This window comes from Lachnoclostridium sp. Marseille-P6806, assembly GCF_964238185.1.
In the GTDB taxonomy this organism is placed as follows: domain Bacteria; phylum Bacillota; class Clostridia; order Lachnospirales; family Lachnospiraceae; genus Brotaphodocola.
The window spans coordinates 78,907-102,580 of the sequence record NZ_CAXSLG010000008.1 but is presented as its reverse complement, the minus strand read 5'-3'; the positions used below and the strand labels follow the sequence as shown (position 1 = coordinate 102,580).

General features: G+C 42.6%; 42 protein-coding genes. All 42 read right to left on the bottom strand.

The window, feature by feature from the left end; translation table 11 throughout:
* Positions 1 to 6: 6 nt before the first annotated feature.
* The 42 genes from metA to ACESON_RS11415 all read right to left on the bottom strand — a co-directional run bounded on the left by metA (position 7) and on the right by ACESON_RS11415 (position 23,636).
* The gene (metA, locus tag ACESON_RS11620) at positions 7 to 924 is read right to left on the bottom strand and encodes a homoserine O-succinyltransferase (protein WP_177959361.1); all 918 of its coding nucleotides are present in this window, start codon (positions 922 to 924) and stop codon (positions 7 to 9) included.
* On the bottom strand, positions 914 to 2,899 hold the full coding sequence (gene ligA / locus ACESON_RS11615; RefSeq protein ID WP_373110007.1) for an NAD-dependent DNA ligase LigA: 1,986 nt from the start codon (positions 2,897 to 2,899) through the stop codon (positions 914 to 916). Before ligA ends, metA begins: the two co-directional genes overlap by 11 nt.
* A gap of 3 nt (positions 2,900 to 2,902) precedes the next feature.
* Positions 2,903 to 3,658, bottom strand: a complete 756-nt coding sequence (locus ACESON_RS11610) for a pseudouridine synthase (RefSeq protein ID WP_373110005.1) — start codon at positions 3,656 to 3,658, stop codon at positions 2,903 to 2,905.
* Positions 3,659 to 4,139: 481 nt separating this feature from the next.
* Positions 4,140 to 5,009: a hypothetical protein gene (locus ACESON_RS11605; RefSeq protein ID WP_373110003.1), complete on the bottom strand. Its 870-nt coding sequence runs from the start codon at positions 5,007 to 5,009 to the stop codon at positions 4,140 to 4,142.
* Between the two features lie 116 nt (positions 5,010 to 5,125).
* Positions 5,126 to 5,302, bottom strand: a complete 177-nt coding sequence (locus ACESON_RS11600; protein ID WP_373110002.1) for a hypothetical protein — start codon at positions 5,300 to 5,302, stop codon at positions 5,126 to 5,128.
* 171 nt (positions 5,303 to 5,473) lie between these two features.
* Positions 5,474 to 5,845 carry a hypothetical protein gene (locus ACESON_RS11595; protein ID WP_373110000.1) on the bottom strand — a complete coding sequence of 124 codons (372 nt, stop codon included), beginning with the start codon at positions 5,843 to 5,845 and terminating at the stop codon, positions 5,474 to 5,476.
* Positions 5,842 to 6,336 (bottom strand): Panacea domain-containing protein, encoded by a 495-nt coding sequence (locus ACESON_RS11590; protein WP_373109998.1) that lies wholly within the window; start codon positions 6,334 to 6,336, stop codon positions 5,842 to 5,844. Before ACESON_RS11590 ends, ACESON_RS11595 begins: the two co-directional genes overlap by 4 nt.
* Before the next feature lie 183 nt (positions 6,337 to 6,519).
* Complete coding sequence (locus ACESON_RS11585) at positions 6,520 to 7,374, bottom strand: hypothetical protein (protein ID WP_373109995.1); 855 nt, start codon at positions 7,372 to 7,374, stop codon at positions 6,520 to 6,522.
* A 2-nt stretch (positions 7,375 to 7,376) separates the two neighbouring features.
* Positions 7,377 to 7,733, bottom strand: coding sequence for a hypothetical protein (locus ACESON_RS11580; protein ID WP_373109994.1), 357 nt, complete (start codon positions 7,731 to 7,733; stop codon positions 7,377 to 7,379).
* 24 nt (positions 7,734 to 7,757) lie between these two features.
* Positions 7,758 to 8,030, bottom strand: coding sequence for a glutathione peroxidase (locus ACESON_RS11575; RefSeq protein ID WP_373109991.1), 273 nt, complete (start codon positions 8,028 to 8,030; stop codon positions 7,758 to 7,760).
* Between the two features lie 16 nt (positions 8,031 to 8,046).
* Entirely contained in the window at positions 8,047 to 8,391 is a 345-nt protein-coding gene (locus ACESON_RS11570) for a hypothetical protein (RefSeq protein ID WP_373109989.1), read from the bottom strand.
* Positions 8,392 to 8,438: 47 nt separating this feature from the next.
* On the bottom strand, positions 8,439 to 9,485 hold the full coding sequence (locus ACESON_RS11565; RefSeq protein WP_373109988.1) for a hypothetical protein: 1,047 nt from the start codon (positions 9,483 to 9,485) through the stop codon (positions 8,439 to 8,441).
* Between the two features lie 126 nt (positions 9,486 to 9,611).
* Positions 9,612 to 10,139, bottom strand: a complete 528-nt coding sequence (locus ACESON_RS11560) for a hypothetical protein (RefSeq protein WP_373109987.1) — start codon at positions 10,137 to 10,139, stop codon at positions 9,612 to 9,614.
* Positions 10,140 to 10,228: 89 nt separating this feature from the next.
* Positions 10,229 to 10,375: a hypothetical protein gene (locus ACESON_RS11555; protein ID WP_373109985.1), complete on the bottom strand. Its 147-nt coding sequence runs from the start codon at positions 10,373 to 10,375 to the stop codon at positions 10,229 to 10,231.
* An 11-nt stretch (positions 10,376 to 10,386) separates the two neighbouring features.
* Positions 10,387 to 10,710 (bottom strand): hypothetical protein, encoded by a 324-nt coding sequence (locus ACESON_RS11550; protein ID WP_373109983.1) that lies wholly within the window; start codon positions 10,708 to 10,710, stop codon positions 10,387 to 10,389.
* Between the two features lies 1 nt (position 10,711).
* Positions 10,712 to 11,116 carry a hypothetical protein gene (locus ACESON_RS11545; protein ID WP_373109982.1) on the bottom strand — a complete coding sequence of 135 codons (405 nt, stop codon included), beginning with the start codon at positions 11,114 to 11,116 and terminating at the stop codon, positions 10,712 to 10,714.
* Positions 11,116 to 11,502 (bottom strand): hypothetical protein, encoded by a 387-nt coding sequence (locus ACESON_RS11540; RefSeq protein ID WP_373109981.1) that lies wholly within the window; start codon positions 11,500 to 11,502, stop codon positions 11,116 to 11,118. The genes ACESON_RS11545 and ACESON_RS11540 overlap by 1 nt, the downstream gene beginning before the upstream one ends.
* A gap of 1 nt (position 11,503) precedes the next feature.
* Positions 11,504 to 12,427 carry a hypothetical protein gene (locus ACESON_RS11535; protein ID WP_373109980.1) on the bottom strand — a complete coding sequence of 308 codons (924 nt, stop codon included), beginning with the start codon at positions 12,425 to 12,427 and terminating at the stop codon, positions 11,504 to 11,506.
* 1 nt (position 12,428) lies between these two features.
* Entirely contained in the window at positions 12,429 to 12,602 is a 174-nt protein-coding gene (locus tag ACESON_RS11530; RefSeq protein ID WP_373109978.1) for a hypothetical protein, read from the bottom strand.
* A complete protein-coding gene (locus ACESON_RS11525; protein WP_373109976.1) occupies positions 12,603 to 13,040 on the bottom strand; it encodes a hypothetical protein in 438 nt (145 codons plus the stop codon). It lies immediately after the preceding gene.
* Positions 13,041 to 13,208: 168 nt separating this feature from the next.
* Positions 13,209 to 13,715, bottom strand: coding sequence for a Bro-N domain-containing protein (locus tag ACESON_RS11520; protein ID WP_373109975.1), 507 nt, complete (start codon positions 13,713 to 13,715; stop codon positions 13,209 to 13,211).
* Positions 13,712 to 13,918 carry a hypothetical protein gene (locus tag ACESON_RS11515; protein ID WP_373109973.1) on the bottom strand — a complete coding sequence of 69 codons (207 nt, stop codon included), beginning with the start codon at positions 13,916 to 13,918 and terminating at the stop codon, positions 13,712 to 13,714. Before ACESON_RS11515 ends, ACESON_RS11520 begins: the two co-directional genes overlap by 4 nt.
* A 230-nt stretch (positions 13,919 to 14,148) precedes the next feature.
* Positions 14,149 to 14,682 carry a hypothetical protein gene (locus tag ACESON_RS11510; protein WP_373109971.1) on the bottom strand — a complete coding sequence of 178 codons (534 nt, stop codon included), beginning with the start codon at positions 14,680 to 14,682 and terminating at the stop codon, positions 14,149 to 14,151.
* Positions 14,683 to 14,949: 267 nt separating this feature from the next.
* Entirely contained in the window at positions 14,950 to 15,336 is a 387-nt protein-coding gene (locus ACESON_RS11505; RefSeq protein ID WP_373109969.1) for a hypothetical protein, read from the bottom strand.
* Between the two features lie 32 nt (positions 15,337 to 15,368).
* Complete coding sequence (locus ACESON_RS11500; RefSeq protein WP_373110111.1) at positions 15,369 to 16,082, bottom strand: DUF5688 family protein; 714 nt, start codon at positions 16,080 to 16,082, stop codon at positions 15,369 to 15,371.
* A gap of 103 nt (positions 16,083 to 16,185) precedes the next feature.
* The gene (locus ACESON_RS11495; protein ID WP_373109968.1) at positions 16,186 to 16,407 is read right to left on the bottom strand and encodes a hypothetical protein; all 222 of its coding nucleotides are present in this window, start codon (positions 16,405 to 16,407) and stop codon (positions 16,186 to 16,188) included.
* On the bottom strand, positions 16,376 to 16,549 hold the full coding sequence (locus ACESON_RS11490; protein ID WP_373109965.1) for a hypothetical protein: 174 nt from the start codon (positions 16,547 to 16,549) through the stop codon (positions 16,376 to 16,378). The genes ACESON_RS11495 and ACESON_RS11490 overlap by 32 nt, the downstream gene beginning before the upstream one ends.
* A gap of 73 nt (positions 16,550 to 16,622) precedes the next feature.
* Complete coding sequence (locus ACESON_RS11485; RefSeq protein ID WP_373109964.1) at positions 16,623 to 16,784, bottom strand: hypothetical protein; 162 nt, start codon at positions 16,782 to 16,784, stop codon at positions 16,623 to 16,625.
* A 115-nt stretch (positions 16,785 to 16,899) separates the two neighbouring features.
* Positions 16,900 to 17,208 (bottom strand): hypothetical protein, encoded by a 309-nt coding sequence (locus ACESON_RS11480; RefSeq protein WP_373109962.1) that lies wholly within the window; start codon positions 17,206 to 17,208, stop codon positions 16,900 to 16,902.
* Complete coding sequence (locus ACESON_RS11475; RefSeq protein WP_373109961.1) at positions 17,202 to 17,579, bottom strand: hypothetical protein; 378 nt, start codon at positions 17,577 to 17,579, stop codon at positions 17,202 to 17,204. Before ACESON_RS11475 ends, ACESON_RS11480 begins: the two co-directional genes overlap by 7 nt.
* Before the next feature lie 18 nt (positions 17,580 to 17,597).
* Complete coding sequence (locus ACESON_RS11470; RefSeq protein WP_373109959.1) at positions 17,598 to 17,975, bottom strand: hypothetical protein; 378 nt, start codon at positions 17,973 to 17,975, stop codon at positions 17,598 to 17,600.
* The gene (locus tag ACESON_RS11465; protein ID WP_373109958.1) at positions 17,968 to 18,168 is read right to left on the bottom strand and encodes a hypothetical protein; all 201 of its coding nucleotides are present in this window, start codon (positions 18,166 to 18,168) and stop codon (positions 17,968 to 17,970) included. Before ACESON_RS11465 ends, ACESON_RS11470 begins: the two co-directional genes overlap by 8 nt.
* A 2-nt stretch (positions 18,169 to 18,170) precedes the next feature.
* Entirely contained in the window at positions 18,171 to 18,437 is a 267-nt protein-coding gene (locus ACESON_RS11460) for a hypothetical protein (protein WP_373109957.1), read from the bottom strand.
* Positions 18,438 to 19,285: 848 nt separating this feature from the next.
* Positions 19,286 to 20,089, bottom strand: a complete 804-nt coding sequence (locus tag ACESON_RS11455) for an SH3 domain-containing protein (protein WP_373109955.1) — start codon at positions 20,087 to 20,089, stop codon at positions 19,286 to 19,288.
* Positions 20,080 to 20,439, bottom strand: a complete 360-nt coding sequence (locus ACESON_RS11450) for an aminopeptidase (RefSeq protein ID WP_373109954.1) — start codon at positions 20,437 to 20,439, stop codon at positions 20,080 to 20,082. Before ACESON_RS11450 ends, ACESON_RS11455 begins: the two co-directional genes overlap by 10 nt.
* A gap of 4 nt (positions 20,440 to 20,443) precedes the next feature.
* Positions 20,444 to 20,737 (bottom strand): hypothetical protein, encoded by a 294-nt coding sequence (locus ACESON_RS11445; protein WP_373109952.1) that lies wholly within the window; start codon positions 20,735 to 20,737, stop codon positions 20,444 to 20,446.
* Between the two features lie 26 nt (positions 20,738 to 20,763).
* Entirely contained in the window at positions 20,764 to 21,273 is a 510-nt protein-coding gene (locus ACESON_RS11440; protein ID WP_177968331.1) for a hypothetical protein, read from the bottom strand.
* Positions 21,274 to 21,334: 61 nt separating this feature from the next.
* Positions 21,335 to 21,574 carry a hypothetical protein gene (locus tag ACESON_RS11435; protein WP_373109950.1) on the bottom strand — a complete coding sequence of 80 codons (240 nt, stop codon included), beginning with the start codon at positions 21,572 to 21,574 and terminating at the stop codon, positions 21,335 to 21,337.
* Positions 21,571 to 21,708, bottom strand: a complete 138-nt coding sequence (locus ACESON_RS11430) for a hypothetical protein (protein WP_373109949.1) — start codon at positions 21,706 to 21,708, stop codon at positions 21,571 to 21,573. The genes ACESON_RS11435 and ACESON_RS11430 overlap by 4 nt, the downstream gene beginning before the upstream one ends.
* A gap of 15 nt (positions 21,709 to 21,723) precedes the next feature.
* Positions 21,724 to 21,852, bottom strand: a complete 129-nt coding sequence (locus tag ACESON_RS11425; RefSeq protein WP_373109947.1) for a hypothetical protein — start codon at positions 21,850 to 21,852, stop codon at positions 21,724 to 21,726.
* A 1-nt stretch (position 21,853) separates the two neighbouring features.
* Entirely contained in the window at positions 21,854 to 22,141 is a 288-nt protein-coding gene (locus ACESON_RS11420) for a hypothetical protein (RefSeq protein ID WP_373109945.1), read from the bottom strand.
* 28 nt (positions 22,142 to 22,169) lie between these two features.
* Positions 22,170 to 23,636, bottom strand: coding sequence for an RNA-directed DNA polymerase (locus tag ACESON_RS11415; protein WP_373109944.1), 1,467 nt, complete (start codon positions 23,634 to 23,636; stop codon positions 22,170 to 22,172).
* Between the last annotated feature and the right edge of the window lie 38 nt (positions 23,637 to 23,674).

The window sequence follows — 23,674 nt, the reverse complement described above, 5'->3', positions numbered from 1 at the left end:
CTCCTTTCATTCCTCTTCTGTAAGAATATAAGGTGTTGTCTGATATACATAATAGTTCAGCCAGTTGGCATAAACTGTGTTGGAAAGATTTCTCCAGGTCAGAACCGGCCGGTTTTCCGGATTATCGTCTGGATAATAGTGACAGGGCAGCTCCGGATTCAGCCCTCTCACCTGATCCCGGTGAAATTCATTGTTCAGTGTCATTCGATCATACTCCGGATGTCCCTGAATAAAAATTCTGCTTCCGTCCTCATTCACCACAAGAAGCACCCCTGCCTCCTCTGATTCTGCCAGAATATTCAGATCCTCATGTTTCCGGATATCCTCACTGCGTACCTCCGTATAACGAGAGTGAGGGCACATGACATAATCATCCAGCCCTCTCACCAGCGGAACCTTATGGTGAAGCACCTTATGGCTATATACCCCATTCAGCTTCTTCTCCCTGGGATATTTGGGAATTCCATAATGGAAATACAGTCCGGCCTGAGCTCCCCAACAGATATGAAGGGTGGAATGAACGTGGGTAGTGCTCCAGTCCATAATAGACTTTAGCTCCTCCCAGTAATCCACGTCTTCAAATTCCATGTTCTCCACCGGCGCGCCTGTAATAATCATGCCGTCGTATTTATGCTTTCGAATATCCTCAAAATTCACATAAAATTTATTAATATGGCTGGCTGACGTATTCTTGGATACATAGGTAGAAAGCATCAAAAAGGTACAGTCCACCTGCAGAGGCGTATTGGACAAAGCCCTTAAAATCTGCAGCTCTGTTTCCTCCTTTAAGGGCATTAAATTCAGAATCACCAGCTGAAGCGGACGGATATCCTGACTCAGCGCTCTTTTTTCATCCATGACGAAAATATTTTCTGACTCAAGAATGGCTCTGGCCGGCAGTTCGTTTTGTACTTTAATTGGCATTTTCTGTTCCTCCAATCATATTCAGGAAATCCTCTTCTGAAATGACGGGAATTCCCAGTTCTCTTGCCTTCTTATTTTTTGAAGAATTGGACGTTACATCATTGTTAATCAGATACGAGGTTTTTGATGTCACCGTTCCGGTAGCCTTTCCTCCCAGGCGCTCAATCTCCTCCTGTAGCGCCTTTCGATTGGCAAAATGCTCTACCGTTCCTGTGATAACAAACACCTTTCCTTCTAAAACTGCTTCCCCCTGGTTTCCTGACTCCTGCTCTATGGTCAGCTCCGCCAGAAGGCTGTCCACCAGCTGATTGTTTTTCTCATTCTGGAAATAGGAAATCCACGCATCGGCTAAAACCTCGCCAATTCCGTCCACTGCCGTCAGGGCCTCCCTGTCTGCAGACCGCATGGCTGCAAAATCATAATGGAATTCCCGGCACAGCATTTTTGCATTTGCAAGACCGATTCCGGTGATTCCCAGTCCGTAAATCACCCTTGGAAGAGTAGTGTCCGAAGCCTTTTTCACAGCTGCCGTCAGGTTGTCATAGGACTTCTGTCCAAAGCCCTCCATGGAAACAATGGCTTCCTGATGGCGATCCAGATGAAAAATATCCGCGTAGGTGTGAATAAAGCCTGCCGCGATAAACCTCTCTAAGGTTGCCTCGGAAAGTCCGTCAATATTTAAGGCATCCCTGCTGACCAGAAGGGCAAAGCTCTTTACCTTTTTTGCCTGACAGTCCGGATTCGTGCAGTAAAGGGCCTTCACATCCTTAACCTGACGAACCTGCGTTTCTCCGCCGCAGACAGGACAGTGGCCGGGAATCGAAATGGTACCGCTGCGCGTCAGGTTTTCTGCAATTTGAGGGATAATCATATTGGCCTTGTAAACCGTAATCACATCTCCCTCTCCCAGCTCCAGAGCCTCCATAATACTGATATTGTGAACACTGGCCCTGCTGACTGTGGTTCCCTCCAGCTCCACTGGTTCAAAAATCGCCACGGGATTAATAAGACCTGTGCGGGAAGCGCTCCACTCAATTTCCTTTAAATGGGTTTCTCTGATTTCATCAGCCCATTTAAATGCAATGGAATTGCGGGGAAATTTTGCCGTCCGTCCAAGGGAATCCCCATAAGCAATATCATCCATCAGAAGCACCAATCCGTCTGAGGGAATGTCATAGGTCTGGATTTTTTCTGCAAATACAGAAACCGCCTCTGGAAGGCTCTCCGTATCCACCTCCTGGTACTCTACAACATCAAAGCCCTGACTCTCCAGCCACTGAAACTGCCGCTTCCGGGAATTTCCAAAATCCACGCCGTCAGCCCGCACCAGCATAAATGCCTCAAAATGAACATTTCTCTGTGCTGTAATCTGATTATTCAGCTGGCGCACAGACCCACTGCACAGATTTCTGGGATTCTTATACCGGGCATCCACATCCTCGATCTCTTCATTTATCCGGGCAAAATCCGAATATTTGATTACTGCCTCTCCCCGTATGATCAAGGTTCCCTGATAGGAAATCCGCAAAGGAACATTGGCAAACACACGGGCATTTCCCGTAATTACCTCCCCAATTTCCCCATTTCCTCTGGTAACGGCCTTGACAAGTTCTCCTCCCTCATAGGTCAGCACAATGGTCAAACCGTCCAGCTTCCAGGACAAAATTCCTTTCTGGCTGCCCAGCCACTCCTGAAGTGCTCCAACATCCTTTGTTTTATCCAAAGACAGCATTGGAGCCTCATGCTCCTCCTTGGGAAGCTCGCTTAATACCTCATAGCCTACCTTCTGTGTTGGGCTTCCTGCCATCACCACTCCTGTTTCCTTTTCCAGTTCAAGCAGCTCATCATACATCCTGTCGTACTGGAAATTGCTCATAATTTCCCGGCTTTCCTGGTAATAGGTCTTAGCCGCTTCTGACAAAATTCCAATCAGCTCCTTCATCCGGGAAAGCCTTCTGTCCTGATTCTGTTCCATAAATTATGACTCCTCCTCTTCCCGTTCCATTCTGGCCTGTTCCAGCTGCCACTGCAGCTCCTCCAGCTCCTGGGGAGTCACTCTCCGGTAATCCCCCGTATTCAGTCTGCCCAGATGAATATTCATAATACGCACTCGCTTTAAGGTCACTACATGATAGCCCAGGGCCTCACACATCCGGCGGATCTGCCGGTTCAGTCCCTGAGTCAGTGTAATCTGAAAAGTTTTCTTTCCAAGTGCCTTCACCTTACAGGGTCTTGTTGTTACCTCCAGCTCCTTCAGCTCTACTCCCTCCTGCATTTTTTTAATAAATGCAGAATTGAAGGGTTGATCCACGGTTACGATATATTCCTTCTCATGAAAATTTCCCGCATGCATAATCTCATTCGCCAGATCTCCCTGATTGGTCATCAAAAGCAGTCCTTCCGAATCCTTATCCAAACGTCCTACCGGATATACTCTGACAGGATAATGAATCAGCTCTACCACATTCATGGCCCGATCCTTGTCAGAAGTAGTACAGACCACTCCTCTCGGCTTATTCACCGCCAGCAAAACCGGCTTCACCTTTTTTTCCCCGGCTCCCTGCCCAACCGGTTTTCCATCACATACAATCTTTTCCTGTCCGGTTACTTTTTCTCCCATTCCGGCCTTCCGTCCGTCAATGGTCACCTTTCCTGCCTCAATGAGGCGATCTGCCTCCCGGCGAGAACAAACCCCCTGTTCACTTAAATATTTATTCAAACGAATTGGTTCCATATTCTGTCCTTTCCTCTGCTCTTTCCCGAAAATCCAGGGAGCTTTCATGTTCCCCAGTATGGTATACTGCTATTTTCGTATATTCTTTTGATTTTGTCAATCCGCACCAGATGTTCCGAAAAACAGAAAAAGATAAAAAGGGGAATACCCGAAATATAATACGGATTTTCCCCTTTCAATCAATATCTCTTATTCCTGCAAATCTGTTATTGTCATCGTATAAACATCGCATCCCCTATGATTACGGGTGTGCTGAAAAAATAAACTTGTCGCTTTACAACACTTTCCTAAAGTCTAATTTTCCAAAAAAACAGATACTATCTACCCTGTTTTTTTGATTTCTTGGTAATCTTTTCCGCAGAATCATTTTCACTCATTTGCTTATCTATATCTTCTAAACACTGTTTTACGAACAAGCACGTCTCGCACAGGCAATACTTCTTTCGTTCCTCGCTGCTCAAGAGGCATTTCTCGATCATACTCATTTCGCCCCCTTTGCTTCCAGCATTGCCGCTTTCACATGATCATGGAGCAAACACAAAGCTGCATCAAATCTTTCTCTATCCTCTTCATCAAATTCTGCAAAATCACGTCCAAGGTAACATTGCTCAAAAAGATCCAAGGCAGCCTCTGCTTTCTGCAATTCTTTTAGGCCAGAACATGGGCATAAAGAAACCTCTGGTATTTCTGCTGCGACACTTCCTTGAAGTGCCACTGGATACAGCTCTTTGATCCGCTGTATCCCCTTAACCGTATTCAGGCTATTCCGGTTCCCATCTGCACTGAGCAGCTTCACGAAAATGTCCAGTCCTTTCTCCGTCAAGTCGTATGTGCGGAACTCTCGCCCCTGGACGTTTCGGAATGTTCCCGGAATAAACTCGCTTTGATACTCCGGATGCTGTTGGAGCAATGCGTCTATTCGGTAACACACCTTGCACTGCTTCCGCTTCAAAATCGCCGCCAGTTCACGGGCGCTGATGGTATCCTGCGGCTCTGGCGTACTGGTCATTCTGTATGTGCCGGTTCTGCGTAGACTTGGCAGGACCTCCATAGCAAGCCAACGTTGATATTTTTGCGCTCTTTCATTATTTGCTTTCATTCCAAGCAAATAATATAAGCTTTCTGGTATATAATCGTCCTTTCCACACTTGTGTGGAAAGCCTAATTCATTGCAGAAGCCATGAAATCTATCCCACATGACATAGCTTTTTCCATTTTTTTCTCTGCACCATCCAAACCCGATTGCTGTATCTTCTGCATTTACAGAAATACTTCCATCTGGATTCATCACGGCTCTTACTTTCAGACCCAGTTCTTCATTCTTGAACAGCTTGATATCATTCTTTTGCATACTTATCAGAACTCCTTTCTTGATTTTCCGCAAAAGGAATGATATAGTGTATTTATCATTCCCTTAGCGGAGTGGTTCAGTGATAGCATCTGCAAACTTTGGTCGGGGCGCAGATGCTATTTTTCTATTTCATCTTTGACAAGCTGGACTCCTCTCATCAAAACATCCGTTTTGGAAATCTTTAATCTTTCTGCGCACTCAATTAGCAGGTTATTCTGCTCCTGTGTCATACGAATTTCCAAGCGAACATTTTTGGGATTATCAGTTAGCTTTGTCCCTTTCTTAATGGGCACTAAAAACACCTCCTTTATCTTCGCCCGTACAATCATTATATTCCTTGTACGGGCAATCGTCAATACCCCTTCTTCAAACTTACCAAAAATATAATTTCATCTTCATCTTATCTCACTGTACACTAGTGTCAATCAAAAAAGAGCCACCTAAGCAGGCGACTCTCTTATTTGCTAAAAAGCATCTCTAATCAAATTACTCTGAAATTCTTCCACTAAGCCCATTACTTCTATATAGGCATCTGGGTATTCGTCTCGAAAATCTGCAATACAATCTGCAAGTTCTCCTACATTCGCTATGGACTGCTTATGAGTACGGATGTACGATGTTGCTTTTAAGGATAGCGCTGGATACTCTCCTACCTTCATTTCAAAATCATAGTGCGGATCTATATGCTCTTTCCGTGTCACCCGTGATATTGGAAGCACTACATAATCGCTTTCATCTGCTTTCCCAATAATAAGCACAGGCCGCTTTTTAAAAGCCATCTTATGTGATGAACTGTCAAAATATTTAAAGATGGCCCAATATGCCTTTCCTATCACTGAGCCACCTCCGCATCTTCAAATTCATCATAATACATATCATACATCGCATCATAAGGTCTGACTTTTTCTGCATCTTTTCTTATATCATCGAGCAGTAACGGTCTGTTCCCGTTCTCTTCATCTGCCAAATTCTTTCTTGCATTTCTCCACGAAAGTTCTCTGTGAGAAATTTCACTCAACTTCCACGATTCTAATCCCCCATATTGAAGAATTACATTTTTAACGATGTATGTTCCCTCCGCTGAAAGTGGACGCTTTTCCTCGTAGTACATGCCGTCTTTTGTATACAAAGCACGTACTTCTTTTGATACTGGTCCGTACTTCCACCCTTCAAACACTTCTGGAAACAATGGTTCGTTCGTGATCGCAAGGCATTCTCTCTGCGCAAGGTAAAGCAGCTTATGCAGTTTCATTTCATCAATCACTTCTCCTGATTGACGCTTATATTCGTCGTATATATATTGAGCAACGTCAATAATCCTTTCCATCACTGCACCTCCTTTTCCTTAACAATTAAATACAATTTTACAGATACAATATATTACATTTTGCCCCTATTAGCAACCTTTCACTCTGAACTTACCGAAAATATAATTCTCCTTTTATTCCAAAAGGGCTGACGTATTTCCGCCAGCCCTCTAGGTATATTCTCCTTTCTCCCATAACCATTTTTAATATTCTTCTTCGTATACAGCATTCGCCTCTTTCTCTTTTCCTCGCTCCATATAATAATCGTAGAGAAATTCCTTCTGAGCTTTCGTGTATCGTTTCAATGGATTTTTTGTGGGAATAGCGATGCCTTGAGAGGGGTTATGCAGTAGAACCCAGCCTCTCCTCACTAGGTAGTCAGCTGCCCCCATAATATCCGTTCCACTTTTCGTCATGCCGGACACATTGATTTCTATTAGTGCAGCTTTCTGTTCTTCCTCTGACAGATGCTCTTTCAAATAGTTATTTGCCCACTCCTGATGATTTCCCCACTCTACTTCATAGAATGTTCCATCCGGAGCCAACCATCCATAGTCCTCTGTCGAATGTTTCTCTTCGTCCAGCATACGCCCCATAAACCCATCCAACAAATCTGAACCATATCGGCTGTCTATCGGCTGTCCGGTTTCTCTTCTAACCTCATTCTTTAAGCTCTCCGGAACATACTCCATTGCAACCTCGTACCATTCCATATACATTTCCTTTTCTTTTTCAGCTTCTTTCCTTTTTCGGATTTCTTCTGAATATCGGCAGAAAATATTAAATTGTTCCGGAATATCCGGCTGTTCATTTGCATCATAGGTTGTCATGCAAAAAGTCTCCTTTGCTGTGTTTCCTGAAAATTCAGCTCTTCCGATAAGAACATCTTCTGCACGCCGCCGCAGTTCCTTTTCGGACATTTCAGTTCCGCCCATGCAGCTCAGCAGCAAATCCATGACGGTTTCAAATTCTCTCCCTTCGCAAAACATCCACTCTCTTGCAAGCTGTGTAATAAACTCTCCTTCAATACTATATCGTAATTTTCTTGTTCCTTCCATACCTACTCCTCTCGATACTTTTCATAATTTTCTTCAGCTTCCTCACGTTTTCTATACCAGTATCCTTCATCCGCTCTTCGAAACATAAAGCACTTTTGAGCCACATTTCCATCTCCTCCGCCCAAAACCGTGCTTACTATATCGTCAGTATAAACGCACATGCACTGATCCTTTACCGTGCTATATGTTCCATTGTAATCATGGAATAATTCATAGTCTCCCAAGTACGCCATCTCACACATATAACAATTTTTTCCAACTGGGTTTTTCAAACACACTGCTTCGTGCCTAAGAATGGTTTCCGGCCGAGCTGCAGTCTTATTACAATAATCGCATTTGTATCTTTCGACTTTTTTCATTGTACCCGTTCTCCTCCATGTTCTTTACTTCTCAGTTTCTCCGAACTTCTTCTCTATACTATTCATAATGGAACGCAGCCGGTTTTCCCCTATTCCTTTCGTCTCAGAGATTGCCTGTTCCACCTGTTTAATGTCTATTCCGGGAACCGAATCCCTGCCGTCCTTATACCCCTCCATATACAGATTCTTACAAAATTCCTCAAATTGACTGCGATCCATCTTTTTTACTCGTCTATAATCTTCTCTCCTGAGAATGTTCTTACTGTCCTGTGCCATTTTCTTTGCAATGTTTCCCATACTGTCTTATCCTCCTCTAAAAACATGCTTTTACTTCCCTTCCGATATGAAGGAAACCGCTTTTATCTAATGTACATTTACGGTACATTTTGTATCTGCTTCCAAACAATTTCCGGATGTCCTTCGTCAACGGAATCTCCTGACAAATATTTTTTCCCTTGTCATATACCAAAACTTTGTTTCCTCCCAAAATAGCTCTCTGAAATTTTACAATCATAGCTGGCTCTTCACTCCATTCCTCAACCTGTTTCATTATTGTATCAACCGCTTCATCCCATCCTTTACTCCAATTGTCATCTGCGTCGCATCCACCTATTCTGTACAGATAATCGTGCAGCCTATCTAAATCTATACTCTTCATAAGACCTCCTATAAAGGGCGGCTTACCAGCCGCCCACCAGTTTACAGTTATTCAGTTTTCCGTTTACGGTAATAAGCGGAGCGGAAGCCGAGGCTGCCGCTGAAATGAGAACGAGGGTAGTACAAGCTCAAGTAGAACACCCCAGCAAGCGCACCGCCGTACCAGCTGCCACCACGAATCGGGAAACACTCTCCGTTCATGTCTGCATAGATATATGCTTCTGGTTCCCCGACAAACAACCCAAGATTTTTCATCACTTCCGGAAGGTTAAAATCAAACTTAACATCTTTCCAGTGGCAGCGATCATGATCTGTATCTTCCGGTTCTTCGGTAGTAAAACGGATTTTCCCATCTTCCGCCACCAGATACACACTTTCTTCTCCAACTTCTACCGGAAGCCACAAAGAACTATTTTCAGACAAATCAATCGGCATAGCAGCATCATTGTTGTTGGCAATCTCCAACTTCCCATCCATCAGTCTCATGCCTCTAACCCATTCGTAAATGTCGCCGCACAATCCCTCTACTCCAAAAGCTGTATGATCGTGTGTCCATGTATCCGGTCCCGTTCCAGTCAACATATAAGAGCCGTCATAAGTCTCGCATCTCTCCTCCGGATTGCCATGATACTTTCCGTAATTTGTATTTCCATGTGGCAGCGTACCATTTTCCAAGCTATAATTAGCCAGGAAACCATGCTCCATCGCAGTCATTAGATGCCAGCCTTCTCCTTTGTCAAAGCAAGCCTTTTCCGCCTCTTCCAGTGTTACATTCGTTGCTGGATTCTGCATTGGCAAGCTATACGCCAGCCCATTGATGATGCAATTCTTATACTTTGAGATGAAAATTTCATCATAAACCTCTCCACCGATAATAAACATTGGATGAATAGGCTTTACATCCGGTTTTCTTGTAAACTTAACCATGATTGAAGGCAGACCATTCTTGTCCATCACAACCACATTGTCCTCTCTGTAAAATTCTCTGAACTCTACAAAATTTTGACAAAGCCCGGTTTTGCCGATTTCCAATTCCTTTCTTACGCATTTTCCTCCAGCTGCATCCACGCAGTTTCTGTTGCAAATAACATTCATCGCATTTTCCTCCTTGTGTATTTGTTTTTTATGCCATAGGGCTTTCTGATTGCCCTCTGGTTGCAATTCGTATTACCGATCGGTAAGTTTATAGGCTAAAGAAAAATCAGCCTTATTTGAGCCGATTTACAACTCATATATTATCAGTTCCTCATTATCTGCTGGATCACACTTCTCTTTCCACTCCAGCTTTCGGATAACGCTCCATCTGGAGAAATTGATATTCGACAGGTCATATCTTTCATACACTCTTTTGTCAATAACCAGGCGGCTACTATATCCTTTATTCTGAAGCACGCCGCTGTTTGACAGATTCTTTAGCGCTATAATATCCTCATCCGTACATTCCGCATGAATCGTAAATGTGAATCCGTCCAGCTCCTTCAAGATTTCTTTACTGATCCCCTTGCTATTCCAATAAGAGGTATGCAAGTACATCTTTCCTCTGTACCCTTTGTCCCACATTCGATTGATAAACTCCAGTACCTTGCCCGGAATCAACATCGGCTCGCCGCCGGTAATTACAATTTCCTCGTAATCCAGCAATTCTTCATCTGTATGTACTTCCCGGTATTCTGGAAGATTCGTATTGCAGTACCCCAGACAATTCCGATTGCATTTAAGCGTTACAATCACTCTCGCCGTTTTTTTCACAACTTCCTCCCTTAAATCTGTTCGATTACAGAATTGGCATCATCCAAGTACCCGTATGCCTCATCTAACATCTCAATGTAGTTCTGCATCTACTCACCCCTGTCTCCGTCTCTGAAGTTATCCGGAAGGTTATCATAGCTCTCTTCCTCTTCACTCTTTACTTCTTCCAGGATTCCTATTGCTTCAGCTACCTTTTCAAACGCCTCAGTAAGTCTCTTTCTTCTCTGTCTATTCATCGTTTATCCTCCTATTCAATGTGGTCTGTCTGTCCCGCAAAGCAATGCCCGCAATACCGATAAATTTCCTTTTCGACCCGACTAAATGTCAGGTATGTCATTTCACATTTTCCGGTTTTTTGATTTAATTTACTGCTATATGGTTCTCCCACCTGGAGATAGCCAAATTGCAAACTTCTCGGAGGAAGAACATTCATGAAGTTTTCGTAAACTCCTTCATCCACCAAATCGCCAGGTTTTGCATAATCATCCCAACTGAAATTCATCGGATTCTCGCTCTCGTCCGCCGCTTTTGTCCATCCTTCCATAGTCTTAATCTTTATATTCTCTTTCATCCTATTCCTGTCTCCTCTCATATTTTGCGATATAGTCCTGCACATGATGTCCGTTTATGACATTGACTGCCTCCAATTCGGTCAGCCCGCACCTTTTCTGAAGTTCAATTCTTAATGTTCTTCTCTGGCCTATATCCTGAAGTCCTTCATCTGCAAGCACACTGGCCGCTCTCTGATATTCTTTAGCTATGGTTCTGGAAAGTAACTCCATTACCCCCATCACCTTTTCTACATAATCAACACTTGATGTATTGAAATTATTTTCTGCGCAAAATTCAATCCACAGATCCAGCAGTTCGGCCAGGTCGTAAGCATCAAACTGCGTCTCGTCATCTTCGTTGAATCCTATATTGTATGTTCCGCCGCCGGTTGCGACTACTCCAGCGGCTGCTCTTCCCAATGTCATCACATTTCCTCCTCTCCGTCTTCGAGGTCTGTCCTGTGTGTTGCATAGTACGTAATGAGTGCCCGTAAACCTCCTGCATCTATCGTAAGAACCTTTGCGCCGCTTGCCTCATGGTGAAGCCGTGCGCCGTAATGCTCCTCTGCCTTGTCGGTTTCGCGAGAAAGCATTTTGCAAAGCTGCTGCACTTTATAAGGATCTGCGTGCAGTTCCTTTCTGTGCCTCTGCTGTATTCCCTTGAGACTGTCTGCGCATCTATTGACTGCCGCAATCGCCTGGCCGATTTCTCTCTCGTAATATAACGGTTCAAATCCCTGACCGGAATACCTGTACATTACCTCGGAAAGCTCTTTTTCAAGCTCTGAAACAATCTTTGAATAGTCAATCATATTACCTCTCCATTTCTTTAAGTTTGTTCACCACGCTCTCAAGCGCATATTTTCCATTAGTTGTAATCTGCCTCTGCCATGCTCCCTGTGACGGCGCCCACTTAAATCCATTGCTTTTTAGAAGCGTTCTAATCTCTGCATCTGGTTTTCCATCAAAAATAATCTGATATCGCATGGCCTCCGTATTCTTGACCACCTTAAATGTCTTGTATTCCTGTTCTGAACTTCCTCTTTCTTTAACTGCTTTCAAACGCTTTAACCGTTCTTCCACTCTGTGTACATTTGCGTTGTTGTTGGAAAGCTGGAAATTCGGGTATCCTACCCTGCCGAGGTAATCCGGTTTCCGAAGCTCTTCTATTGCCTCCTCACTGTACCCCATTTCTCTCAACCTATCATTGCCTGCTTCTTTGTCTTTCAGCTGCAAGGCTTTGTTGGCTGCTTTCATATCCTCTTGCAGTTTTTTCATATCTTCCAGCTTTTCCTCAAGCTTTTCGATTGCTCTTTCATCATTGGACTTAATAATTTCCTTGCCATAAAGGATATTTTCAATCTTTCCGATAATCCCTTGTACATAATTGTAAAACTCGCGATTTCTCTCCCATGCTGCCACCTGTCGCTCTTTTTTCTTAACTGGGAAATTCCCGGCGCCGCTGATCAGCACCGATGGACATATCATGCCAATGCTGCTCTCTTTGTTATAATATTCTGCCATTTTCCTTGAATACCGTTCTGCCAGTCGGTAAGCCCTCTCTGCCTCCTCTGGCTTTTTCTCTGCCACCTTATCAGCAATATCGTAAGCCTTGTCAACCTCGCTTCGGTAACCTGCTGTCGTGCTACCCTCTGCGTAATCACGCATTGACATCATGTTGTGTGCTGTTCTTGCGTTCCCTTCATTTATAGAGAAATATTTTCTTTCTGTATTCATCTCAATTCTCCTCCTCGTAATCGTCATAATCAATCTGCATAGCCTCGCAGATTCCTTCATAGCTTGTACCATTTTCATACATATTCTTCACCATCTGACCATGAATCGTGCCATCCCACTGTCTGATATGGCTTTCAATCTCTTCATTTAAACGATGATTACTTCTGTCTGCCATCTACACCACCTCCTTTCCTGGTATAAGGATTGCAAAAGCTGCCCGGATTGTTTCCAGCTTTTTCTCGGCTTCAGCTTTTTCTATCATAGCTTCCTGATAAAGTCTGTTCACTCTAATCAGTTCTTCCTTCTGTTTGTCGCTCGCTGCGAAAGCCTCATCCAGCTTATTCTTCATATCTTCCTGAATCTGATTGATTTTTCTGCAATACCGGGCATCCATTTCATCATACTGACGATCTTTCATGGTAACTTCAGCTTCCAGTTCTTCAATCCTCCTCACCCTTAAACGCATCAGTCTCTGAATACCGCCATTCTTTTTCCATTCTTTACAGAACTGATCTTTGTCAATATCACATCCCATATACTCTCTTTCGATTTCCTGATACTCTGCTGCTGTCGGTTCAAATTCAACTCGCTCAATAAATTCTGACATCATCATATATGTTTACCTCTTTCCTTACCATCTGGTAATTTTTATCTTGATATCATCTTAACTTACCAATCAGTAAGTGTCAATCATTAAATTTATATTTACGGAAATATTTTAGAAATAAACTTGTAAATTTACGCAATAGAAAATCCGGAGGAATAAAACCTCCGGACAAATCTATGTAGTCTTTTCTAATGTACCTGCCAGTTCCTTCTTCAGAACCATAATTTCCAATACGATTTCATCCAATCTCGCAAACACACCAGATAATGTTAAATTATCATTTTCTTCCTTCATTTTTTGTTCCTGAAAAGATACGTCCGGAATATGAACCGCAATTCCTTCTTCACGTCCCTCTATAGCTACTTCTTTTGTAAACCAATCTTTGAATCCTTTTGGTGGCAACATACCATTTTTAATGAACCTCTCTGCCTCTTTTTTGTTGAAACATCTTGCATTTGTCTCACCACGCCGGTTTCCGGATACCCACGGAACCTTTATCATTTTTCCGGGAATCTTGCTTCTCGAAACCGCTTTGTTTGGAGCTTCGAACCCCATGCATCCAGCAATATCAATACCAACATACCGCCGCTCCCCGTTTTCATCTATAACTGTCCTGATTTCTCCGAACCGTTCATCTGCGTATACTACGCATTTCTTATCTTCAAATTCATATCTGCTCATACCGCACCTCCATAATACGCTGTTCTTAATCCTTCCAGGCTTCGCCCAAACTGTTCTCTCAGCAAATTCAAGGACTGTTCCAGTTGGACACCATCTTCGTCATCAGAGAATCCAATTCGTCCATTCACAAACGTATCATCAATCATACGGATCAGCGCTGATACTTCACTCATTTTGATGATGTAGCTCTCTAAACTCTGCATATTTTCACTCCTTTGCTTATTGCGCTGGAGCTGCGGCTATGATATACTTTAAATGCTATTATTTAAACCGTAGCTTCCAGCTAGTTTTGCAGCCCTTCCCGATGCCCGTTAGGAAGGGTTGTTTTTTGTTACATCATCATTCTAACTTACCATCTGGTAATTTCAATCATATTTCATGATGTTACCCAAAATACAAGACCATCTTACCAAATGGTAAGAACAGAGCAAAACTAAATAAAGATACTATCTTTCAATGTACCATCTCCATATTTCCTGTACAGTTTGTACGCGTCTTCTTTTCCGATTGTCGTAATACTATCCGAACCATTTTCCCAGTCAGTGTACCTCGCTACAAAAAATCGCCCAAAACAATCTACGTACAGCTCAAATGCCATTCCATCAATATACTCATTGATTCCATCACGGTAAAAATTACCACAAAGCATATCTGCCTTATGAGTATCATACAGCACGCCGTTTATCACCTGTCGCGCACGGCGACCATGCCCTTTTCTTCTGCTTTCAAATTCAATTCCACTCTCCAGCTCAACAAGTCTTACTTCATATCCCAGCTTATACGCCATGTTCCTCCACTCTTCGGCTGTGAAAGAGTTCTTCTTTAATCTCTGAGAAAAATTCTGCGGCGTCCATCCCATCTTTTTTGCAAACTCCCTCTGAGAATACCCTTTTGCATCTAAGGCATCTTTTAGGATTTCTGACATACTTTTGCCGTTATCAACTGTTCCTATCTCTAAATTAACCATAATGTTCTCCTTTTACCTTAATCCTCTTTTCAATGCACACATAGTACACATTCTTCCGTCAAACATATCTTCGCTGAACCCTCTGGGGAGAGGGCGTTTCCAACATACAGCTCCACATTCTGGACAGTTTGTTTCCTCCCACGAATTATCATTCGGATCCGGCACATTAACTTTTAATGGCATTATAATAATTCCGCCACGATCACTATTTTTTCTTTGTCTAATTATCAACATCGTACCTCCAGTACCAATATTCCACTTTTGCTCTTATCCATACAATACCTCTCCAAATAATGCATACTGAATAATTGCGTCACACACCATTGCGTCTGCATTGCAGCAATCAATTTCCAAGTGCCCATTCACCTGCTCCAGACAGTTGCATCCAGTCGGTTTCTGTGCGTACAACTTAATGCCGTTTATCAATTTATCAAGATCTAAAGTATATACTTCATCTTCATCGCAATCATGTAATTTTAATTTTCCTCCCCTGGAAATTTGCTCATGTGCATACTCTCCAAGATAGTCACCTACGACCTTTGCCTCGTCACACCAGTATATGATGCCGCCTTCCAACGCTCCACACACAATATCATCAATATTTTCTTGTGATATATCTAAATTCATTTCTATTTTTAATCTTATATTTTCCATCTTACTGACTCCTTTTTGATCCAAAGAGCTGCTTACACAGCTACCTCAATCTCACCAGTTTTTCTACTATACTTATAAATTTTATATCCAAGAATTTCTTCAGGAAGCACTTCATTATCGTTTACTGTTTTTACCATTTCTCTTAAATACTTGACGTCTATATCCTCTTCAGGGATTGCGATCAACTCGTGAATACTTGAAGGCAAGATATAAAAATCGCCCATTATTCTTTCTGCTACCTTTTCCAACTGCTCTTTGTAAAGAAGGATATTAGCACCGTTTATTCCTCTACTGTTCGTTAATACGTATGTCTGGGGACCACCATTCATCTCTGCCGCAATCTCATCGCTCATTTCTATCAGTTCTAATATTACTTCACTCATAGTCTTTACTACAAAGCCTACTCTCTGTGTGTTTCTCGAAGCCGCAGCGTCAAGCTCCTCAATGCTAATTCCTACCGCTTCTAAACACTTATTGCTTAATACATAGCTTGTAAATCCTTTTTCGCCATTATTAACCACCGTTATGTAGATTGCTACAAGGTCAGCGATCTTTTTTCCCGGTACATCTTGTAATCTCTCAATATTTCTTTCAGCATTTACAAGCTGATACTCTACATTTGCTAAGATATACTCTTTTTCTGTCAGTTTCTTAGCATATCTCTCCAGCTCTGGGTTCTTATACTCCTGATAAATATTAAATGCTTTTTGCTCCACTTGCATGATTGTTATATCCCCGCTTTCTATTTTTTCTACAATTCTGTCTGCCTAAAATGGTAGACTAAATTACCTGGCCCGGCTGTCTTACAACCACTGCTTACAGCTGAATTCCATTATCCCTCTTTACTTCTTAGCTTTCTACTGAGATGATTGATTGAAATTCTGTCACCTCGTACTCGATTTCTTCCACATCCAAATCTGTACCGTTATCAATCAACCATTGTTTTGCCAGTTCGATTGCCTCTTCCTGCGTCTCTGCCTCAGTGTAATCACCAATCCAATTATCAAAACATTCTGTGTGATTTTTTCTCATCGATACATTATATTTTCTCATTTTCTCTACTTCCTCCATTCATTTTTTCTCCAACCATGATGCCGAGAGACATTGAACCAAATGCCAGCAAGAATACCGCTGATACAATTTCTCTCGTTGTCGCCAATGCCGCCAGACTCAAAAGAGCCAGCAATCTAATCACCATCTTCAAAATTCTCATTTACAATCATCTCCTTCTGTGGTATGCTTTTCAAACGAGAGGAGGGTATGAACTCCTCCTCCCCGGACTGATGTTAGCCACACAAGCTGCCAATTATGGCAAGCAATGCGACTGCAATTTCAAGTAAGACCAGCAGCCAACTAGCTACTTGAAATGCACGGCTTTCATTGGTCCTTTTTTCAAGCTGTTCTACCTTCGCTTCCAGTTCCTTGACCTTCCGCTTCAGCTTCTTCAACTTCTTCCGGTTCCCAACGTATCGCCCTCCTTCCCAAACTTGCCAACTGGTAAGTTTTTGTATAATCTTATCTTAACTTACCCACCTCTGGTGTCAATCGGAAACTTTGCGGTTTTCATAATTTTTGCAGGAAATATCTGCTTTTACGATGATTATGAAGTGCATAAATCATGACATTTCTTGCCTTTCCGGTCAGACGATAAAATTCTTCGTCCGTCATTGGCTGCATACAGAACTGAACCGTAACCAAGCGATCGTTATTATCATAGATTTTCGTGCCATACAAAACGTGATCTGCTCCTGTCTCTTTCATTTTTTTCACTGCCTGTCTCTCAAACCACAGCAATTCTTTTTGAATCTGCGATACAGGCATTTCCCCTCTCTGGATACAGCCTGTCGTATCTCTCATAGTCCACGTTACCATTCGTCCTCCTCCAAGTCTTCTTCCCACTCTTCCGGCGGTTTTACCTCGTACCCACCAATAGCATACCATCTTCCGCATCCTGGACACTGACAGCATCCATAATATCTATCTTCCAAGAAAAACTCTTCTCCACATTCACATCTTGCAAGCGCCGGAACGCTGCATGATGATTTTCTCGTAACAACTCCAAGACTTTCTACTTCTTCTGGATGCTCTAAGCACCACATGAAATTCTTTTCGGATAGATTATTAAGAACTACCTTTCCATCCTTCCACGGAAAAGCGAACCCCGCCTCCGGATCATTCCGGAATCTGTATTCTAAGTTCAATTCCTCGTGATATTCTGTATGTGCCGGTCTAACAATTTCCATATCGTACCCTTCCTCTCTTTAGAAATAACCTTCCAAGTCTATTCCGACCTTCCGGAGTTCCTCTCTATCAGTTCCAAGTTCATCAAAGAGATACCGCCAAAATTTTTCCATGCTGTCGAATCTTCCAGAATCAGCACTTTCATGTTCAACAATAATATCTACTGCATTTCCTAAGAGGGTTCTTAACCTTTCCAACTCTGAAAACTCACGAACCAGTTCGTAATCTTTTTCTTCTTTTTCCGTCAGAAGTTCTTCAAACTCAATCCATCCCCACGCTTCCCTGCTTATGTTTACGACATATTTTCTTTCAGAAAAATTAACAATCTCGCTGACTTTCTTTTCTATCGGATAGGTTCCCGGCATAACTGGTCTCTGGGTACTGTAATATCTATACATTCTGTTTTACCTCCATCTTCTCAAAATCAAATATCCCAATACTCTGAATATATTTCTTTGTGGTCCGAATCCCACGCCCAAACTGTTTTCCTTTAATGTACTGCCGGAGGTAATAGCCGCCGACTAGCTTTACTACCTCCCATGTTTTATCCGGATTCCACCGATCCTGATAAAATATTCTCTGTGCGCTCAAAATTACACCTCCTCAAAAAATGTAGTCGCTATTCTCGCCACATCAAAGCAGATGCTTGTCAGCTCCTGATCTGTATTGCTGTGTTCCATAATGTCCTGAGCGATTTCTACGATGTCTTCTGTGGTAATATTTTCTTTATCATCTGCCAGATCATACAGTAAATGGTTATATGCTGCATTGTCTCCGCCGGTATACCAGCGTTTTGAAATACAAAGTCTCCGAAGGGAATCTGCATTGATTTGTCTGATTTCTTTATATTTTTTCTTCATGGTTTATCCTCCTTACCATCTGGTAATTTTTATCTTGATATCATCTTAACTTACCAATCAGTAAGTGTCAATCATTAAATTTATATTTACGGAAATATTTTAGAAATAAACTATATGCCTTATATAAGGAAGAATCTAATTTTTGAGATATGCCTTAAAAGCCTCTGAAATGCTTCTGGATTGATTTTGTCTTTTTGCCGAAGGAGATATTGAAAATTTCTTTGGAATCGACTGGGACTTGATACGTCAAAAATCACTTTCATTTTTTGTGCAATTTGTACATTTTAGATGTGTGTGCGAAAGCAAGACCGCATACGGCGGTTTTGCGTATATCCTCTTTATTATTCTGGTACTGATACTGGTGATGGTACTGGTACTGGTTACAGTGGATTTTCCTAGTGACAGTCCTCGGATTGTCACGCGGACAGTCCATAGGACGAAAAAGATTTTTTAAGAATATTGCATTTAAGAATTGCATATGCTATAATGCCAGTAGGCAAAAGGTAAACATTATTTCGATGGCAAAAGAGTGAAACCCCCAACCGTGTTGCACCACAGTTGGGGGTTTCTTCTTTTCTTTTATGGTGGCAAAGCACCCACCAGGCTATTTGTCGTCCTTGTCCTTTCTGTCTAGCCATTTACAGATGAGGTGGCAAGCCACACCTGATCCGACAGAAACGATAAAGGTAAACAATAATTCGATGACAATCACCTCCTCCCGTTGCCGGGTTTCGGTAGGACAACACTAAAATTATATCACGACCGTTTCTGTTATTCCATACATTTTTTCATAAACTGATACCAGGCATCACCCAGCCCGGCTTGGGAGATAATTGGATCACCTCCTTCTATCTTTTCTCAAGATATTTGCAGTTGCAAAAACCGGTATGTTTTTTTCCGGATACCGTTGCAGTTACATAATACCATCTCGCGCCCTGATGCAGCGTATAATATCCATAACACTGAACAGATGTTCCTTTTGGCATTACTGCAAGGGATTTTTTAGATGTTCCGGCCCCTGCCCGCAGATTAAGGTTTGCCGTAGTTCGATATGTACCGGCAATGGCATTATCGCGGCTTCTCGCTGCGTCCACTTTATCCGGCTTTGATGTGGACGTTGTTCCGGATGCATTGGCCTTAGATCCATTGTCCAGCGCAACGACCGTATGTCCCTTTGTACGCGTTACCAGAATGTCTCCTCTCAGTAGTTGATCTGGACTTGTGCAATGTGCAGCATCTCTAAGAACAGTAAACTTTCCAGTCCCTTGCAAAACGGCAACCTCGGAGCTGGTGGAAAACGTCCCGACCTGGATTCCAGCATACAGACAGCAGATCCGAACCAGTTCTGAACAGTCCACCTCAACCGGAACTGAAACCTTGGACAGATCGTATCCGTAGGGCTTCGCAGTTGCCGTGGCACTCGTTCTGTGGCTTTGACAATATCCGATATTGTCATTCTTACAGGCAGCGTCCATATTCCAGGCAATCTTTTCCCGGACCGTATCATCCTTTGCCCTGACTACAATCCAGCCCTTGCTATGTAGATACCAGTTCTGGGTGTTGACCTCTGCTCCGCCCTTCTGGTCTCCGGGTTTCCCGCCGTTGATTCCGCCATTTTCGTTGCTTCTTGCACTTCCTACTCTTACTGCCATTTTCTATTCGCCTCCTTTTTTTCAATGGATTTTTCATCATCCTTGGCTTGTCCGCCCCTGATCTGGGTAATTGCCTGGATTACCTTGTCATATCCAACCATAGCGCACAACCAAGACAGCAATACCAAAGCAATCAAATATACTGCCATTTTCTCGTTGAGAATTGTTTCTGTCAGGATCATATATCCAGATGCTACCAAACAGGACAAGATGACAGCTACGCATCCAGCCAACAGATTTGACTTATAGCTCCATCCCATCTCGTCCAATGTCTTTTTAATGGCTTCCGTAAACAATCCAGTCATAACTGATACTGCCAACAATGCAATCAAAAACATTTCTAAACTCATAATCTTATCCCTCCGATTCTCCGTTTGATTTTCTTTTATTCTTTTCTTTGCTGGTCTTAATCCAGCCGCAGATTCCGCATTCACCAAGCAAAGCAGCTATCAGCGCACACCATGCTGTTTCCGGAGCGGATCCGGTCGCATTAAACATTCCTATCATCGTGTAATTGATGTAGATCATGTAACCAAACACACATATCAGGACTATGTTTAGTGTCCCGATACGCCCGAAGAAAGCCTTTATTCGCTCTGTGGCCGTCTTTTTTCTTCGGCTTCTAATTATATTGTTCTTACTATTCATAACGCCTCCTTGCGGCTGCTACAGCTTCACAGGAACGTTCCCTCGTCTCCGCACTTATCGTATGTCTCCCGGATATTCCGGATAGCGAATACAGCCTTGTTGTTCGGAAAATCAGGATTTTCCCTACAATACTTCTCATATTTATCAATATCTTCCAGTATCTGATCAAAGTGCTCTTTCGAGTGCCGGATCTTATGTCTGATTTCATCATCAAATCGCAGAATCCGGTATCGCCATGTGTAAGCCATACCCTCATCACTTGACTTCGACAGTTTATCCATTTTCTTACTCAGGTCATGGATCTGACCATTCATACTCTGCTGGATATTGATGCTCTGCTGTCTCCATTTCGGATAATTTTTTGACTGTTCTATGACTTCTTTTATTTCCTGATCTCTTTTTAAGTCATTGATTGCCTTATCGCCGAAATACTTTGAAACCTTACGATAGCATCCGGCCAAAAAAATAAGAGCCGCTACAATCAAAGCCGCTCTCCCAATGGTTACATCTCCAAATGCATTAATTACCGTTTCCAACCTTCTCCTCCTCTTCTCATTTAAAAAGAGAGGCGCACATCTGTACGTCTCTCTTTATCGCTCACTCCAGTTTAATTTTTGTACTTTCGTAATTTTTCAGTTCTTCTTCAGTCGCCAAATCATCATATGATGGCTCGCTGTCATCAATATACCATCCTGCATTTTTACAGTTCTGGATAACTGTTTCCTGCTTTTTTATGATATTCCCTAAGTGGTAGATGATTGTGTCCTGCTGTGCAACCAAGTCCATATACAGTTCCAGCAGTTCCAGCAGGCGGCCTTCTTTTATTTCCCCGCTCATGCCAGAGAATCCACGACACTGCTTACCACGTCACGCAGATTGAACAACTTCGGAACCTGATCCTTTGTATAAACTCCGCAAATTACCAGTCCTACCCATGTTTTTACCAATGCACTATTCTTTGTGAATACCATCGTCTTTTCCTCCTATTATTCTTCTAAAATTGACCAAACCACTTCCTGCAGGTTCCCCAATCGTGGGACCTGTTCTTTCGTATATACGCCTTCTTTTACAAGACGTACCCAGGTTTTTACAAGCTGACTATCTTTGTTGAACACTTTATACACCTCCTCCCATCATAGTGGCCATAATCATGGTCAGCTCAGCTATGGCCATGTCGTTATTCATTTGCGTCTCTACCAGTGCAGCATTTGCATCTTTTAGCTGGATTTCCAGGTTATTAATGCGCTGCTCCTGGCTCATCGACACAGGCACATCAGGCTCCCATTCCGCAGCAATATCCCAATATTTGTCTGCATTATCTCGGATCTCCTGTTCTGGTACGTCTGTCCGGAAATAGACTTCCTCATAGACATATTGAATAGACTCTCCTGGGATGTCTGCCATGTCTTCCTCTGTAGTATCTGGAATGCTCTCAGAAGGGACAACTTCCTCCCTGATGTTCTTTCGGATCCAGCATTCCGCTGTCTTGCTGGGATGCTGGCTGTAAGTAATCTCGTCCGGCCGCACCGGCGAATGAACTATTTCTGTTCTCATGCAATCTCCTCCTTCTTTTTTCTGCAACCATCTTGTCATGGTTTGATATAGCTTTGCAGGCAAAACTCTTGATTTTCCCGATGCTGTATTTCTTCCATATTTTCGCACAATCCGTATGTTGGACTTTCGCGCAATAAGACAAAGCTCTATAGGCAGTCTCAATCAGCAACACCATTCCGGATGTAATCTTTTGATATACCCTAATCATCGTTCTGCGTATTCTTTTGTACGTTCGCCGCCGGATTGTTATATGGTCTCGGTATATACGGTATCCCATCATATCGATATAACTTCCACGGCGTGTCCCATTTTTAATGTAGTCAACATTTCTGAGAATCCATCCTGGCTTAATGCTTAGACCAAGAGAATCCTGAATATACATTGCGAACAGATTCATTGCAGCTTCAACGTCCTTTTTTGAGCTTCCAAGAAACAGGATGTCATCCATGTAAAACATCACATGATACACCAGTCTGGTTCTCTCCGTTTTTCCTCTCCTGCTTTTTATCTTATACAAATTTTCCGTTGCATAATGATAAGCAGAAGACAGATAGTAATTACAAGCCCACTGCGAAAAATAAGATCCGATAGATAATCCATCATCAAAACAATCTATCAATTCATTAATCAGCCATATCAATTCCGGATTTTTTATATCCCGCGCAAACACAGATTTCAGTTTGCAATGATCTATGGATGGATAACATTTTTTGATATCTGCCTGTGCATAATACCGGGTGTGGGATTCATCTGTTTGAATCCACCGTTGTATTGTTGCAGCTCCTTTCTCCTGGCCTCTTCCTGGAAGAGATGCCATCTGATATCTGCCTATTTTCGCTAAAAATAATTCTTCGCAAGCCCCGACAGCAATATAATCCATAATCTGGTGCATTGGCTTCTGAATTCCAATTCGTCTCCATTTTCGCGATCCATCATCATATTTCATTTTATACCGAATAGGTGGCAAATCCAGTTTCCGATTCTGAATGCGATTACTGACATCTACTGCTATGTCGTGGATAATCGGATTTATCCATGTATACATATTGATTGTGTCTTCTACAATGGCTTCTATCTGGCGTTTGCTGTAGGATGAATAATTCGCGAGCAATTTACGAACATCCTCCCTCTTCGTTTTGCCTTTAATCCATTTCAAGATGCAGCCTTCAATGAATTGCACATCTTTTATGTCTACGTTTTTACAGTAACGTTTCATATTTTCCTTTCTAACCTCAGGGGCTTTCGGTTTTCTACTAACCCCGCTGCTGGACTCCACCAGCAGCCCAGATGCCACAATGCCGATTATTATCTCGACACTTAAGTGTTCTGGTGCCGTCTCGGTCAATTTTAGGATTTCTCCATGGCTGCTTTTACAGGCTCCTT

Excerpts from the sequence above, each read along its gene's own strand:
- ACESON_RS11505 (WP_373109969.1), bottom strand. The coding sequence starts at position 15,336 with ATGGAAAATATAAGATTAAAAATAGAAATGAATTTAGATATATCACAA.
- ACESON_RS11495 (WP_373109968.1), bottom strand. The coding sequence starts at position 16,407 with ATGGAGGAAGTAGAGAAAATGAGAAAATATAATGTATCGATGAGAAAA.
- ACESON_RS11590 (WP_373109998.1), bottom strand. The coding sequence starts at position 6,336 with ATGGAAAGGATTATTGACGTTGCTCAATATATATACGACGAATATAAG.
- ACESON_RS11585 (WP_373109995.1), bottom strand. The coding sequence starts at position 7,374 with ATGGAAGGAACAAGAAAATTACGATATAGTATTGAAGGAGAGTTTATT.
- ACESON_RS11515 (WP_373109973.1), bottom strand. The coding sequence starts at position 13,918 with ATGCAGAGTTTAGAGAGCTACATCATCAAAATGAGTGAAGTATCAGCG.
- ligA (WP_373110007.1), bottom strand. The coding sequence starts at position 2,899 with ATGGAACAGAATCAGGACAGAAGGCTTTCCCGGATGAAGGAGCTGATT.
- ACESON_RS11535 (WP_373109980.1), bottom strand. The coding sequence starts at position 12,427 with ATGAATACAGAAAGAAAATATTTCTCTATAAATGAAGGGAACGCAAGA.
- ACESON_RS11530 (WP_373109978.1), bottom strand. The coding sequence starts at position 12,602 with ATGGCAGACAGAAGTAATCATCGTTTAAATGAAGAGATTGAAAGCCAT.
- ACESON_RS11445 (WP_373109952.1), bottom strand. The coding sequence starts at position 20,737 with ATGAATAGTAAGAACAATATAATTAGAAGCCGAAGAAAAAAGACGGCC.
- ACESON_RS11550 (WP_373109983.1), bottom strand. The coding sequence starts at position 10,710 with ATGAAAGAGAATATAAAGATTAAGACTATGGAAGGATGGACAAAAGCG.
- ACESON_RS11525 (WP_373109976.1), bottom strand. The coding sequence starts at position 13,040 with ATGATGATGTCAGAATTTATTGAGCGAGTTGAATTTGAACCGACAGCA.
- ACESON_RS11450 (WP_373109954.1), bottom strand. The coding sequence starts at position 20,439 with ATGAGTTTAGAAATGTTTTTGATTGCATTGTTGGCAGTATCAGTTATG.
- ACESON_RS11470 (WP_373109959.1), bottom strand. The coding sequence starts at position 17,975 with ATGTATAGATATTACAGTACCCAGAGACCAGTTATGCCGGGAACCTAT.
- ACESON_RS11575 (WP_373109991.1), bottom strand. The coding sequence starts at position 8,030 with ATGGGAAACATTGCAAAGAAAATGGCACAGGACAGTAAGAACATTCTC.
- ACESON_RS11580 (WP_373109994.1), bottom strand. The coding sequence starts at position 7,733 with ATGAAAAAAGTCGAAAGATACAAATGCGATTATTGTAATAAGACTGCA.
- ACESON_RS11455 (WP_373109955.1), bottom strand. The coding sequence starts at position 20,089 with ATGGCAGTAAGAGTAGGAAGTGCAAGAAGCAACGAAAATGGCGGAATC.
- ACESON_RS11565 (WP_373109988.1), bottom strand. The coding sequence starts at position 9,485 with ATGAATGTTATTTGCAACAGAAACTGCGTGGATGCAGCTGGAGGAAAA.
- ACESON_RS11545 (WP_373109982.1), bottom strand. The coding sequence starts at position 11,116 with ATGACATTGGGAAGAGCAGCCGCTGGAGTAGTCGCAACCGGCGGCGGA.
- ACESON_RS11570 (WP_373109989.1), bottom strand. The coding sequence starts at position 8,391 with ATGAAGAGTATAGATTTAGATAGGCTGCACGATTATCTGTACAGAATA.
- metA (WP_177959361.1), bottom strand. The coding sequence starts at position 924 with ATGCCAATTAAAGTACAAAACGAACTGCCGGCCAGAGCCATTCTTGAG.
- ACESON_RS11555 (WP_373109985.1), bottom strand. The coding sequence starts at position 10,375 with ATGAATAGACAGAGAAGAAAGAGACTTACTGAGGCGTTTGAAAAGGTA.
- ACESON_RS11520 (WP_373109975.1), bottom strand. The coding sequence starts at position 13,715 with ATGAGCAGATATGAATTTGAAGATAAGAAATGCGTAGTATACGCAGAT.
- ACESON_RS11510 (WP_373109971.1), bottom strand. The coding sequence starts at position 14,682 with ATGGTTAATTTAGAGATAGGAACAGTTGATAACGGCAAAAGTATGTCA.
- ACESON_RS11475 (WP_373109961.1), bottom strand. The coding sequence starts at position 17,579 with ATGGAAATTGTTAGACCGGCACATACAGAATATCACGAGGAATTGAAC.
- ACESON_RS11540 (WP_373109981.1), bottom strand. The coding sequence starts at position 11,502 with ATGATTGACTATTCAAAGATTGTTTCAGAGCTTGAAAAAGAGCTTTCC.
- ACESON_RS11610 (WP_373110005.1), bottom strand. The coding sequence starts at position 3,658 with ATGGAACCAATTCGTTTGAATAAATATTTAAGTGAACAGGGGGTTTGT.
- ACESON_RS11435 (WP_373109950.1), bottom strand. The coding sequence starts at position 21,574 with ATGAGCGGGGAAATAAAAGAAGGCCGCCTGCTGGAACTGCTGGAACTG.
- ACESON_RS11490 (WP_373109965.1), bottom strand. The coding sequence starts at position 16,549 with ATGAGAATTTTGAAGATGGTGATTAGATTGCTGGCTCTTTTGAGTCTG.
- ACESON_RS11430 (WP_373109949.1), bottom strand. The coding sequence starts at position 21,708 with ATGGTATTCACAAAGAATAGTGCATTGGTAAAAACATGGGTAGGACTG.
- ACESON_RS11480 (WP_373109962.1), bottom strand. The coding sequence starts at position 17,208 with ATGGTAACGTGGACTATGAGAGATACGACAGGCTGTATCCAGAGAGGG.
- ACESON_RS11605 (WP_373110003.1), bottom strand. The coding sequence starts at position 5,009 with ATGCAAAAGAATGATATCAAGCTGTTCAAGAATGAAGAACTGGGTCTG.
- ACESON_RS11420 (WP_373109945.1), bottom strand. The coding sequence starts at position 22,141 with ATGGCAGACATCCCAGGAGAGTCTATTCAATATGTCTATGAGGAAGTC.
- ACESON_RS11460 (WP_373109957.1), bottom strand. The coding sequence starts at position 18,437 with ATGAAGAAAAAATATAAAGAAATCAGACAAATCAATGCAGATTCCCTT.